This window comes from Pseudomonas sp. TE6283 (assembly GCF_054060555.1).
The window spans coordinates 151,264-163,760 of the sequence record NZ_JBSSDH010000001.1 but is presented as its reverse complement, the minus strand read 5'-3'; the positions used below and the strand labels follow the sequence as shown (position 1 = coordinate 163,760).

Sequence of the window (12,497 nt, the reverse complement as noted above, 5' to 3'; positions counted from 1 at the left end):
CATGTCACTGATCAAAGACATCCAGCTGCTCCAGCCGGGCAGCGAGGTGCTGTTGTTCGAGCTCGACGGCTCGGACTGGGGCGCCGATATTCTGCGCTTCCATGGGCACGCGATCCCGCACTCTCCTGCAGAACTGGCAGCGGCCGGCGCGGATGCCGACCAGCTGCCGGCCAAGTCGATCTGGTGGCAGGGCAACGAGTACGACGCCTGGCCGATGCAGATCGAGGGCATTGAGGCGAACTCGGACGGTACCGCCGTGCGCCCGACGATCTCTGTTGGCAACGTCAACGGCAGGATCACCGCCCTGTGCCTGGCCTTCGACAACCTGCTCGAGTTCAAGCTGACCATCCGGCAGACGCTGAAGCGCTACCTGGATCCGGCGAACTTCTCCGCCGGCAACCCGGAGGCCGACCCGACCCAGGAGAGCACCGAGATCTGGTACATCGACCAGAAGGTGTCGGAGAACGGCGCAACGGTGTCGTGGGAGCTGGCCAGCCCTGGCGATGTAGGCGGTGAGAGCATCGGCCGGCAGATGACCCAGCTCTGCCACTGGGCCATGACCAACGGCTACCGGGGGCCGAACTGCGGCTACACCGGGCCGTACTTCGACTTCGACGGGAACCCCACAGACGACCCGGCCAAGGACCAGTGCAATGGCTGCCTGGACACCGGCTGTGTCGCGCGCTTCGGCCAGGGAAACCAGCTGCCGTTCGGCGGCTTCCCGGCCGTCTCCCTGATCGCCAGGAGCTGATCATGCTGAAACACATCCTCGCTACCGTGCAGAAGCACGCTGCGGCGGAGTACCCGCGCGAGTGCTGCGGGCTGATCCTGGCCGTGGGGCGGAAGCAGGTCTACTTCCCCTGCGCCAACGTGGCCACAGAGCCGACCGAGGAATTCCGCATCGCGCCGGAGCAGTACGCCGAGGCGGAAGGCCAAGGCCAGGTGATTGGCATCGTGCACTCGCATCCCGACGCCACCAGCAGGCCTTCGCCGCGTGACCTAGCAATGTGCGAGGCCACGGGGCTGCCATGGCACATCCTGTCGTGGCCGGAGGGCGACTTGCGCACCATCACGCCCACTGGCGAAACACCACTGCTTGGGCGCCCGTTCGTGCACGGTGCCTGGGACTGTTGGCAGGTCTGCGCCGACTGGTACCAGCGGGAATGGGGGCTGGACTTCCCGTCCTACACCCGCGAAGACGGGTGGTGGGAGCAGGCCGCCGGCCCGAGCCTGTACGAACAGGCATACGCGGCCGCCGGATTCTACCAGGTCGACCGGCCCGAGCGCGGCGACATGATCGTCATGGCCGTGGGGCGGACGGTGCACCCGAATCATGCTGGCATCTACCTCGGCGGCGATCCCAAGCTGCCCGGCGAGCAAGACGATCTGTACGGCCCCGGTCCGTTCCTGCTGCACCACCTGTACGGCAGGCCGTCCGAGGTCATCATCTACGGTGGCCCCTGGCACGACCGGGCCCGCCTGATCCTGCGTCACAAGGAGGCCCGATGAGCGCAATCGGCTACAAGCCAATGACGACAATCAAGCTGTCCGGCTCGCTGGCCCAGAAATTCGGCCGCACGCACCGGCGGCAACTCGATAGCGGCGACACCTGGGAGGTGTTCAAAGCTTTGAATGCCACCTTGGACGGGTTTGAGGATGAGATCCGGCGCCTGGATGGCATGGGTCTGCGTTTCGCGGTTTTCCGAAACCGGCAGAACGTAGGGCCTGAAGAATTTGACCGTGGCGGCGTCCGTGAATTGCGCCTGGTGCCGGTGATCGGCGGGAGCAAGCGGGGCGGCCTGCTGCAAACGGTGGTCGGTATCGCGCTGATCGCCGCGGTGACCATCTTCGCGCCGGCCGGACTCGGCGCCATTGGTGCTGGTGGTGCCTGGGGTATCACTGGTGCGGTTGGCGTATCTCTGGCGCTCGGAGGCGTCATCCAGATGCTCAGTCCGCAGCCAAAGGGGTTATCCACCAGTGCCGCGCCAGAAAACAGACCGTCCTACGCCTTCGGCAGCGCGAACAACACAACCGCCAGCGGCAACCCGGTGCCGATCTGCATTGGCGAGCGCCGCTGGGGTGGGGCGATTATCTCGGCGTCGATTTACGCGGAGGATAAAAGCTAGGTACTGTTGCGCTCTACAATGGAGGCAGCATGCGCGCGATAGTACTATCAAATGAAGGATTTCCAGCGTCCTACGTCAAGTCTGGCATAGTCAGGCTGAATTATGTCCCGCAGAAATTGGACTTTCCATTCCTGCTGTTGGCCGACATTGACCCTTTTGAAGCGCCGAAACGCTTTAAGTGGCTGGCGAGGGTAAGCAGCTGCAGTATAAAACCAGGGGTGGAGGCCGTTGAGGTTCAGCTAGATGGGTATTGGGCACTTACTGGCACTTCGCGTGAGCTCCAGTCTTTGATTGAGCTGGATTTTGTCGGCTCTAAGTATTACGCCACGCTTAAGGAGGAAATCTGGCAAAAAGCCGGAGCTCCTTCTCCTGAGGGCTACCCACCCAGTGAGTCGCCAGGTTTCCTGAGCCTGAAAGAGGCAACTCTCCGATTGGCCTCAAGCTATGGGGTTCCGGAATCATCAGTCAAAATATCGATCACAAACTAAATCAAGCCCGCAGATTGCGGGCTTTTTTTTGCCCGGAGGAAAGCATGGGCGCAGCACTTCAACCTACCGTCACCGGCGCCAAGGGCGGCGAGAAGAAGCCCAAGGCACCCTACGAGGCCCCCGACAGCCTTCGCTCGACGAACATTGCCAAGATCCTGCTGGCCGTGGGCGAGGGCGAGTTCGACGGTACGCCGACCGACTGCGACATCTACCTCGACAACACCCCGATCATGGACGTCAGCGGCAACGTGAACTTCCCTAGCGTGAAGTGGGAGTGGCGCCGCGGTACCGTAGAGCAGGACTACATTCAGGGCATTCCGGCGATCGAGATCGAGACATCTGTGAATGTCGAGCTGCGTGGTGACGCGCCGTGGACTCGCGCCCTGAGCAACACCCAACTGTCGGCTGTGCGCCTGCGTTTCAACTGGCCGCGCCTGATGAGCCAGAACACCAGCAACGGCGATACCAACGGCTACACCATCGAGTATGCGATTGATATCGCCACCGACGGCGGCGCCTTCGTTGAGGCGCACCGCAACGCCGTCAGCGGGAAGACCAGCGGCGGCTATCAGCGGTCCGTGCGAGTCGACCTGCCCGCCGCCACATCGGGCTGGGTGATCCGCGCCCGGCGCCTCACGCCGAACGCCAACACCGGCACCATCGCAGACACGATGACGATCGCGGCCTACACCGAGATCATCGACCAGAAGCTGCGGTACCCGAACACTGCGCTGCTCTACATCGAGTTCGACGCCGAGCAGTTCCAGAACATCCCGTCGGTGACCGTGAAGTGCAAGGCCCGGCGCTGGCCGGTACCGACCAATTACGACCCGATCGCCCGCACCTACACCGGCACCTGGGACGGCACCTTCAAGCAGGCCTGGACCAACAACCCGGCCTTCGTCACCTATGGCCTCTGCGTCGAGGACCGGTTCGGCCTGGGCAAGCGCATCAAGCCCTGGATGGTCGACAAGTGGGAGATGTACCGCATCGCCCAGTACTGCGACCAACTGGTGCCGGACGGGGTAGGGGGCCAAGAGCCGCGGTTCCTGTGCGACATGAACCTGCAGGGCAAGGCCGAGGCCTGGACGCTGCTGCGCGACCTGTCGGCCATCTACCGGGGCATGGTGTACTGGGCGCAGGGCGCGCTGTTCATGCAGGCCGACATGCCCAGGGCGCAGGACTTCGACTTCGTGTTCACCCGGGCGAACGTCATCGACGGCGAGTTCACCTACGGTGGGGCCGAGCGCAACACCCATTACAGCCGCGCAGTCGTCAGCTACGACAACCCGGCCAACAACTACGACACCGATGTAATTCCGGTTACCGACCTGGCCCTGCAGCGTCGGTACCAGGATCGGCCCATCGAGATCTCGGCCATCGGTTGCACCAGGGCCAGCGAGGCCCAGCGCCGCGGGAAGTGGGCGCTGCTGAGCAACAACCAGGACCGCACCGTCACCTTCAAGACCGGCATGGAGGGGCGCATTCCGCTGCCTGGCCATGTCATCCCGGTGGCCGATGAGCTGCTGTCTGGTCGGCCCAATGGCGGCCGGATCGCTGCGGCGGCCGGTAAGGTCGTGACCCTGGACCGTGACACGCAGATCAAGGCCGGCGACCGGCTGATCATCAACCTGCCCAACGGCAGCGCCCAGGGCCGCACCGTGCAGTCGGTTGCCGGCCGTGCCGTGACCGTGACCACGGCCTACAGCGTGCAGCCGGAGCCCGAGCTGCAGTGGGCGATCGATTCCGATGACCTGGCCATCCAGCTGTTCCGGGTGCTGAAGACCTCGCGCACCGCCGAGGGCGAGTACGAGATCACCGCGCTGGAGTTCAACCCGAGCAAGTTCGCCGCGATCGATACCGGGGCAAAGCTCGAGGAGCGGCCGATCAGCGTCATCCCGGTGACGACCGTGCCGCCGCCGGCGAGCGTGACCCTGACGTCCGACTACGCGATTGCCCAAGGCCTGGCGGTCAGCACGATGACCATCGCCTGGCCGGCCGTGGAAGGGGCGGTGGCGTACGACGTCGAGTGGCGCAAGGACAGCGGCAACTGGATCCGCCTGCAGCGTACCGGCACTGCTTCTGTCGACGTGGTCGGCATCTACGCCGGTCAGTATCTGGCTCGCGTGCGCGCGGTCAGCGCCTTCGATATCACGTCGACCTGGCGCAGCTCTGTGCTCACCGACCTGAAAGGGAAGGAGGGCACACCGCCAGCGGTGACGTTCCTCACGGCGACCAGCGAGCTCTTCGCGATTCGCCTGAAGTGGGGGATGCCGCCCGGCGCCGAGGACACCCAGCGCACGGAGATCTGGAGCAACGCGACCAACGACCTGACCAGAGCCACCAAGCTGGCCGACCTGGCCTACCCGCAGTCGGAGCACGTGATGTCAGGCCTGGCCGCCGGCGCGTCGTTCTTCTTCTGGGCGCGCCTGGTCGACCGGACCGGAAATATTGGGCCGTTCTTCCCGGTGCCACCGACGGCTGTGCAGGGCATCGCCCAGACCGACCCCGGCCCCATCCTCGACATGATCTCCGGCGAAATCGACGAGTCCATGCTCGGCGAGGAGCTGAAGAACAAGATCGATGGCCTGCAGGAACAGATCGACGCTCTGGACGGCCTGAAGGCATACGACAAGAACACGGCCTATGAAGAAGGCCAGATGACGGTGGTCGATGGCCGGATCTATCAGGCGGTGCACGATGTTCCTGCTGACCCAAGCGGCGCCAATGCTCCACCCAATGTGGCGTTCTGGATCGACGTGGGGCAGTCCATTGAATCAGCCAACGGACTGGCGCAGCAGGTCCAGACCAACACGGCCAAGATCGAGGAAGTCGACGGCAAGGTCACTTCAACAGCTGAGAGCGTGCAGGTCCTGCGCGCATCTGCTCGCGACGATGGCGCGGAGGGAGAGCTTGCCGGCGCCCTGAATCTCTGGAACTCGACCGCAGCGATCGCCCGCGAGCAGCTCGTGCGGGCGACCGAAACGGATGCCCTGGCGCGCAGCTCGGAAACGCTCGAGGCCAAAGTTGGAGAGACCAATGCAGCAGTGCAGACGGTCAGCCAGGCCCAGGCGAACTTCGAAGGCAAGGCCAGCACGATGTGGTCGGTAAAGATGCAGCTGAACGCCCAGGGACAGTACGTCGCCGCCGGTATCGGGCTTGGCATCGAGAACGGTCCGGCCGGTCTGCAGAGCACCTTCCTGGTGTCCGCCGACCGGTTCGCAGTGGTGAACAACATCAACGGCACGCTGTCCTCACCGTTCGTGGTCCAGGGCGGGCAGGTGTTCATCAACCAAGCGTTCATCAACACGGCCTACATCCAGCAGATCGTCCTCGGCATGACGCTGAGGTCGCAAGCTGTCGACTCCCAGGGCCGGCCGCTGATCGAACTGAACATGGTCACCGGTGCATTCACAGTGCGTGGTCAGGATTCGACAGGCTCCACGCTGATCACCAACGGCCAGGTCAACACCTACTACGCCAGCGGTAACCCTGCAACGAAGATGGGCATCGGCATATGAGCACTGGATTTCTTGCATTCGCTGAGGACGGATCGGTCATTTCAGATATGACGGTGTTAATTAGCCAGACGCAAGGTGGTGTAGTTACTAATGGAACAGCAGGAAGCACTACGCTGCCTGCTGTTCCAGCAGGAAGGAATCGCTTCTACATGATTGTTGCCCTGGTTGATCTGAACCGAGAGAAGGGTAAAAAGCCAGGTGTAACCATCTCGGGGAACACAATGTCATGGGCGTACTCATACAGCACAAATGGCTGGGGGTACTTTTCAGCTAATTGCCGAATAGATTACGGTTTTTACTGATGACTGGAAAATTTGTTGCGTACAGGCAGTCTGATCAACAACTGCTCTTTGATACGGAGCTTATATCTTACGGGTTACGAAAAAGCGGATTCTTAACATTCGTTGCGAACTGGCCTCAGAAGTATCTTAGAAGCGTGGGTCTTGATCCAAATTATGGCGGGAACTGGAATGATGATGCCGTCGCTAAAGAGCCAATATACGGTATAACGCTGTCCTCTTGGACTGCGCCTATTGCTTTTCTTGTAGGTGATGGCAGCCCTTGTGGTGAAATCGTGTCTGGATCCGCTAAAACCCTGCTTTTTACAGGTGCATCGGCCTCAACGAAGTGTTACGTGTTTGATCTGATGGCTGACCTTGGGCCCATCACCGGGCTTAAATGCTTCAGGGATGCCGACCAAAAGTTGACGTTCAATTCGGCACAGCCTCCGCTAAACATTATCGCAGCTGTTCAAGCTCCACAGCCTGGTCAGCAGGTTTCACCTGGATTAGATTTCAGATACACGGCATATGCCGGCGGATACAACTCATTTCCAGGCGATGGCGGTGGCGCACGATACCCACAGATAAAATCGTATGTTGATGTAGCTGTGGGTTCTGGAGAGTTCGCGGCATCGATAAATTTTACGCGATCAGCTGCGTGCAGCGCCCCACAGGCATACCCATCGGCCGGCTTTTACAGCTGTCAAGAAGGGTGCTCAGGTACAACTGGAGGGGTTAGATTTATGTTCACTGTTGCTGCATGTACAACAAGGGAGTTTCCTGGTAGCGCGCCGTACAACTACTGGAGGCAAATTCCTACCGATAGATTTCCTGTTGCTTTTGTTATAAGCACCAACAGACTTCCATTTCCATTTAATTGAGGGCTTCGGTCTATGCCATGGTACAGATCTGGCACGGTATCGATCACTGTCGGTCAAACAACGGTTACCGGAACATCAACTGACTTCGCCTTGAACGCCCGAGTGGGTGACGCGTTCCAGGGTCCCGATGGACGTTGGTATGAAGTTGCGAACATCGCGAGCTCCACCGTATTGAGCATCCTTCCGGCTTATCAGGGTCCTACAGCGACTGCAGGATCCTATGGCCTGGCGCCGATGCAAGGTTATGTGAAGGAGGCGGCTGACCGACTGCGGCAGCTTGTGGAGCAGTTCGGCAGCACGCTGGCCTTGCTCGGCAATCCGGCCGACGTAGCGGCTCTGCGCGTGAACATCGGCGCTGCCTCGAGAGGGGCAAACAGCGACATTACATCGATCACGGGCATGACGACGGCCCTTTCTGTCGCCCAGGGCGGTACCGGTGGAACGACTGCTCCTGCAGCACGAGCCGGCCTCGGTCTGAAGTCGGCGGCCATTGCCGACATTGTAGGTCCGGTGAGTCAAAGTAGTGGAACCCCCACTGGGGCAATCATCGAGCGCGGCGCGAATGCCAGCGGAAACTACACGAAGTTTGCAGACGGAACTCTTATCTGTTGGGGGTATGTGTCTGCTGTCAACACCAACCTAGGCACCAGCAACTTCCTGGGAACGACATCTGGAGGAACTTATTACCAGAACATAAACATCACTTTCCCTGCGGTTTTCTCTGGCAGCATTTCTCTGATCCCGACTTTGGCATCAGGCGGCGGCTTCGGTGCGCGCCCCACTTCGGTTACGACAAACAGCGCTATTGTTCAAGTCTACTCAGGGACTGCTGGTAACAACGACATGTGCTGGATCGCAATAGGACGGTGGTAATAATGATTATTAAACTTTCCCCGGTTCGCTCAGACTCGACACTCAGCGTTTTCAGGCGCGGCGATCTCCTGGTTATAAACGATGTGGCTTTTGACTTCAGTAAGCTAACCGAAGGCGCAACGATCCCGTCTGAGGCTGTGGGCAGTAATGACGTGCTCGGCTCTGTCGAGCGAGTCGGCGGCAGGCTGATCATCACGCTGCTCCTGCCGCACGCCGCTGATGCGCCGGAGTCTGCCCGCTTCCCGGCTGACATCATCGATCCGGCGGATGGCGCGGTGAAACTTCCAGGGCTTGACCTGGTTCCAGCGAATCCTCCATCCACCGGAGTGATCGATTGGACGAAGCTGGTCACCACCGAACAGAAGGCCCAGGCCGCTGCCCAGCGGCTTCTGGTGCTTGTGCATGCAGAGACAGCGCAGCGCCGAGCTGCTGCTGACGCAGCGATCGCACCACTGCAGGACGCCGTCGATCTCAACGACGCAACCGAAGCTGAAGCCGCGATGCTCAAGGAGTGGAAGCGGTACCGCATCATGCTCAACCGTCTACCTGACCAGGCTGGCTACCCGCACACCATCGACTGGCCCGCGCCACCCGCATAAATCTACACATCCGACAGACAACCGCCGCATGGCGGTATTTTTTTGCCTGGAGAAACCCAATGACCCAATCCACCGCACGCGGTGTACGCAACAACAACCCCGGCAACATCGACTACAACCCCCGCAACGCCTGGCAGGGGCAGCTGGGCATCGAGGTGGGCGTGGCCAAGCCGCGCTTCGCCCGTTTCGACTCGCCCGAGAACGGCATCCGCGCCCTGGGCAAGCTGCTGATCAGCTACCGCGGCAAGGACGGCATGCCCGGCGTTGGCGGGAAGGGCATCGACACCGTGCTGGAAACCATCAACCGCTGGGCGCCGAGCAACGAGAACGACACCCAGGCCTACGCCGCCGCCGTGGCCAAGCGCCTGGGTGTGGGTATCACCGACCCGATCGACATCAAGGATCGCTCCACGCTGTGGATGTTCGTGGAGAGCATCATCATCCACGAGAACGGGGGCAACCCGTACAAGGGCGCGATCATTGATGAGGGTGTGCGGCGGGCCTTGGCGTGAACGGCTGGGGCGTGCGGGCACTCGTGTTGCTGGCCGTGGTCGGGTCGCACTGGCTCGTCTACCAGCACGGGCGATCTGTGGAGCGCACCGAGGCTGCAGCGGCATCAGCGCGCCGACGCGCTGGAGGAGGTGAGGGCGCATGCTCAGGAACAACGAACGATCGCTGAAGGTGCTGCTGCTGGGGCTGGTGCTGCTGGCCAGCGGCTGCACGACGAAGCCGGCAAACTCGCTGCCACCGTCGGTTGCCACGGCCAGGATCCCGCCGTTGCCGCTCGAAGCGAGGCAGCCCGCCGCGCCGCCATGGTGCTCTCCGACCTGCTCGCACGGGCTGATGCTCGAGCGGGAGAGCTGGCGGCAGCGTTTGACCGCGCCAGAATAGCTGGGCTTGCCTGTGAGAAATCCTATAATGCGTTGATTAAGCCGCCAGGATAGCTTCGGCCGTTCGAGGTAGGTATGAAAGTGTGAGTATTTTGCTCTGCTCAGGTCGAAAGGACGTCGTCGATGCGTAGTTTGTTCATGTGTGCTGCACTGTGTTTGTCAGCCGTTGCCCAAGGTTCGAATTTTGAAATGGACAGTGCAAAGCCGCAGGTATTGAAAGTGGATCGTTGTGCGAATGCGGCGTTTATTGCTGTATCCATTTTGGAAGATAGTGATGATGGAGTTAAACAACATCTCGCATTAACGGGCGCTTTGCAGGGGCTGAGCAAAGGTAAGCTGGGGGAGGCAACACCTACTGCGCTGGAACTGAAGGTCACCCATCAGTATGCCTATCGAGAGTCAATTGGCATGACTCGCCCCTTCGGCAAGCGTGAACATGACTGGCTGATCGCCCAAGCGGCAGGGGGATGTGTCATGTGGATGCCGCTTGAGGGGTAGGAGCTGGTGCGTGATGCACAACGGCGCAATCAGCACCCTTTGGCAGGAGAAATGTCGTGAAACGAACCATCGAAGGAATGATTGAGGCGGGTGAACCACTTATCAACGCGGCTATTGAAGCGTTGCGCACATACCATGACGCTCAAGACGCCGGTGCACCGGAAGAGGAGGTCGAACGCCTTCGAAGAATCGCCGAGTCCGCTTACCAGCTGTGACCGACTACCAACTCTTCGCGCTGGGGCACCAGCCTCTGATCCGTCACTGAGCTGGTTCTATCAGCGTTGCTCCCTCGTTCCGCACGTTGCCAACGGCAGTTCCAACGCGGTGCCACTCGAACGCCTCTGCCGGCTCGCCCAGATTCAGCACCAATTGTTCCGCGTGCTCGCTGGGCATCCCTGCTGCGATCCACTCAACAGCCAGATCAGGTGACAGTACGACCGGCCGGCGGTCGTGCACATCGACCAGGCCGCCCTGGGCATCGGCGGTGATGATCACGAACCCGTCGTGCTCATTGCCGACGAACTGACCGATCGAGGCGCACAGGGCAGGGCGCCCATCTCGCCGGCAGATGAAATAGGGCTGCTTCTTCGGGCCGCCTTCATCCACCCACTCATACCAGCCATCCACCGGCGTGATCGCTCGATGCGACCAGATCGCCCTGAAGAAGGGGCCGTGGGCCACCTTCTCGACGCGGGCGTTTATCGGAGCGGCGCGGTCGGTCGCCCAGTGCGGCCGCCAACCCCACCTCACCAGGTCTGCCCTCGGGCCTGCGTCATCCACCCGGAGCACGGCGACCTGCGTGGTCGGCGCGACGTTGTACCGCCCCAGGTCCTGGTCACCGACGTTGTTCCGCCAGGCTTCTGGCATGCTCAGCGTCTCAACGAAGTCATGGATCCCGCGGTACTGGCTCAACCTTCCGCACATGTCCCGTCCTCCTGCTTGAGCTAAAAGCATAGCCCGCCAAGCGGTACTGGCCTGACTATCCGTTTGGATGCTCAAATACTGTATCGATATACAGTATTGGTGCCGCATGTACTTCCTCCTCGTTCGCCGCCGTGTGCGCGGTGTCGCCATCCCTAACGAAAAGCTTGCCAAGGTCAAGCCGCTGCGCGCAGACGTGCACATCGAGTACGGCCACAGCAAAGTGCTCGGGCGCCCGTGCATTGAGGCCTGGGTGTTCAACCCGACGCCGAGCGGCGACATCATCCCGCGCCTTCACGATGCCTGCGTCAACGGCATGGCCCAGATGGGCATGAACATCACCGGCTTCGAAGAGGTCGACGGCGTGCTGTACTCGCAGTCGTGGTGGTGCCGTGTTGAGTAGCCTGGCCGGGATACCGCAGCCGTGGCTTGATGAGCTGGGCGACCAGTCGGCCCTGGTCACAGATCCAGATGGGCGCGCTGCGGTGCTGGCAGAAATGGCCTATGCGGCCAGCCGCCGACGAGAGGTAGATGCCTGCGTGCTTTCCGACATGCTGGAGCTTGCCGAGGCGGCCAGGACCTGGGCGCTACTCGAGCACGAAGAGGCCTGGGCCATCGGCCTGCTCAGGTATGAATCTGCAGAGGAGTGGAAGAGGGACGAGCCAGGACGGATCGTGGTCGGCAGGACGCCGCGGGAGGGGATGTAACTCGTACCAATTTTTGTACCAATGATCGTGTTTTGGTGTGTGGCGCAGAGTTATTCAGTGGGGCGAAACCCCTGATTTCATTGGGTTTCGCCACCTTCTGAAACTCACCAAAACGCGGAAAACATCTCTGGAGTATGGCTCAGCGGCTGTCGAATGCCTTATATCTAAAGGGCGCAACGTGAAGTAAATTTAATCCGGCGCGTTTGCGCCTCCTTCCTACGTGGTCAACCGGACGACCTGTCATGACGCTCACGATCGATTTCACCGACCAGGCCACCAGCCTGCATCACGATGCGATTCTCAAGCCTTTGCGCGCTTTCAACGACACTGTGATCGGCTCCCCCGAAGCGGCTACCGTCGCCTGGACGCTGCGCGATCCCGCCAGCGATGAAATCGTCGGCGGGCTGTATGCCAGGCTTGGCGGGCGCTGGTTGTTCGTCGAGCTGCTGGTGGTGCCCGAGCGCATGCGCGGGCAGGGCACCGGGCGCGAGCTGATGGCCCAGGCCGAGGCGCTGGCGAGGGAGAAGGGCTGCTGCGGAATCTGGCTGGATACCTTCAGTTTCCAGGCGCCGGACTTCTATCGCAAGCTGGGGTTCGAGGTGTTTGGCGAACTGGCCGACTTTCCGCCTGGGCATACCCGTTATTTCCTGCGCAAGCGGCTGGCTTCGCATCTTTAGACGCAGGCCTGCCCTGGCGTTGAGAGCTGAGGGGG

At 61.2% G+C, this 12,497-nt stretch carries 15 protein-coding genes and 1 pseudogene; 15 read left to right on the top strand and 1 reads right to left on the bottom strand.

Annotated features, from left to right (window positions below; all coding sequences use genetic code 11):
- Position 1 precedes the first annotated feature (1 nt).
- The 12 genes and pseudogenes from ACVWZ5_RS00775 to ACVWZ5_RS00720 all read left to right on the top strand — a co-directional run bounded on the left by ACVWZ5_RS00775 (position 2) and on the right by ACVWZ5_RS00720 (position 10,422).
- Entirely contained in the window at positions 2-751 is a 750-nt protein-coding gene (locus ACVWZ5_RS00775) for a phage minor tail protein L (protein ID WP_457340299.1), read from the top strand.
- A 2-nt stretch (positions 752-753) separates the two neighbouring features.
- Entirely contained in the window at positions 754-1,509 is a 756-nt protein-coding gene (locus tag ACVWZ5_RS00770) for a C40 family peptidase (RefSeq protein WP_457340298.1), read from the top strand.
- The gene (locus tag ACVWZ5_RS00765; protein WP_457340297.1) at positions 1,506-2,126 is read left to right on the top strand and encodes a tail assembly protein; all 621 of its coding nucleotides are present in this window, start codon (positions 1,506-1,508) and stop codon (positions 2,124-2,126) included. The genes ACVWZ5_RS00770 and ACVWZ5_RS00765 overlap by 4 nt, the downstream gene beginning before the upstream one ends.
- A gap of 29 nt (positions 2,127-2,155) precedes the next feature.
- Positions 2,156-2,614 (top strand): hypothetical protein, encoded by a 459-nt coding sequence (locus ACVWZ5_RS00760; RefSeq protein WP_457340296.1) that lies wholly within the window; start codon positions 2,156-2,158, stop codon positions 2,612-2,614.
- Positions 2,615-2,658: 44 nt separating this feature from the next.
- On the top strand, positions 2,659-6,135 hold the full coding sequence (locus ACVWZ5_RS00755) for a host specificity protein J (RefSeq protein WP_457340295.1): 3,477 nt from the start codon (positions 2,659-2,661) through the stop codon (positions 6,133-6,135).
- Between the two features lie 301 nt (positions 6,136-6,436).
- A complete protein-coding gene (locus ACVWZ5_RS00750; protein ID WP_457340294.1) occupies positions 6,437-7,297 on the top strand; it encodes a hypothetical protein in 861 nt (286 codons plus the stop codon).
- A 12-nt stretch (positions 7,298-7,309) separates the two neighbouring features.
- Positions 7,310-8,170 (top strand): phage tail protein, encoded by an 861-nt coding sequence (locus ACVWZ5_RS00745; RefSeq protein ID WP_457340293.1) that lies wholly within the window; start codon positions 7,310-7,312, stop codon positions 8,168-8,170.
- Between the two features lie 2 nt (positions 8,171-8,172).
- Positions 8,173-8,769 carry a tail fiber assembly protein gene (locus tag ACVWZ5_RS00740; RefSeq protein ID WP_457340292.1) on the top strand — a complete coding sequence of 199 codons (597 nt, stop codon included), beginning with the start codon at positions 8,173-8,175 and terminating at the stop codon, positions 8,767-8,769.
- A 59-nt stretch (positions 8,770-8,828) separates the two neighbouring features.
- The gene (locus ACVWZ5_RS00735; protein ID WP_457340291.1) at positions 8,829-9,281 is read left to right on the top strand and encodes a structural protein P5; all 453 of its coding nucleotides are present in this window, start codon (positions 8,829-8,831) and stop codon (positions 9,279-9,281) included.
- Positions 9,282-9,410: 129 nt separating this feature from the next.
- Positions 9,411-9,713: a DUF2514 family protein gene (locus ACVWZ5_RS00730; RefSeq protein ID WP_457340290.1), complete on the top strand. Its 303-nt coding sequence runs from the start codon at positions 9,411-9,413 to the stop codon at positions 9,711-9,713.
- 69 nt (positions 9,714-9,782) lie between these two features.
- A complete protein-coding gene (locus ACVWZ5_RS00725; protein ID WP_258801906.1) occupies positions 9,783-10,157 on the top strand; it encodes a hypothetical protein in 375 nt (124 codons plus the stop codon).
- A gap of 77 nt (positions 10,158-10,234) precedes the next feature.
- Positions 10,235-10,422, top strand: a pseudogene (locus ACVWZ5_RS00720) (hypothetical protein).
- On the opposite strand, the gene ACVWZ5_RS00715 reads toward ACVWZ5_RS00720, so the two are convergent.
- Positions 10,416-11,081, bottom strand: coding sequence for an SOS response-associated peptidase (locus ACVWZ5_RS00715; RefSeq protein ID WP_457340289.1), 666 nt, complete (start codon positions 11,079-11,081; stop codon positions 10,416-10,418). The pseudogene ACVWZ5_RS00720 and the gene ACVWZ5_RS00715 sit on opposite strands and share 7 nt — an antisense overlap.
- Positions 11,082-11,187: 106 nt before the next feature.
- On the opposite strand from ACVWZ5_RS00715, the gene ACVWZ5_RS00710 reads away from it, so the two are divergent.
- The 3 genes from ACVWZ5_RS00710 (at position 11,188) to ACVWZ5_RS00700 (ending at position 12,462) form a co-directional block, all read left to right on the top strand.
- On the top strand, positions 11,188-11,481 hold the full coding sequence (locus ACVWZ5_RS00710) for a hypothetical protein (protein WP_028688982.1): 294 nt from the start codon (positions 11,188-11,190) through the stop codon (positions 11,479-11,481).
- Positions 11,474-11,785 carry a hypothetical protein gene (locus ACVWZ5_RS00705; protein WP_457340288.1) on the top strand — a complete coding sequence of 104 codons (312 nt, stop codon included), beginning with the start codon at positions 11,474-11,476 and terminating at the stop codon, positions 11,783-11,785. Before ACVWZ5_RS00710 ends, ACVWZ5_RS00705 begins: the two co-directional genes overlap by 8 nt.
- 242 nt (positions 11,786-12,027) lie before the next feature.
- Positions 12,028-12,462, top strand: coding sequence for a GNAT family N-acetyltransferase (locus ACVWZ5_RS00700; RefSeq protein WP_280087908.1), 435 nt, complete (start codon positions 12,028-12,030; stop codon positions 12,460-12,462).
- Positions 12,463-12,497: the final 35 nt, after the last annotated feature.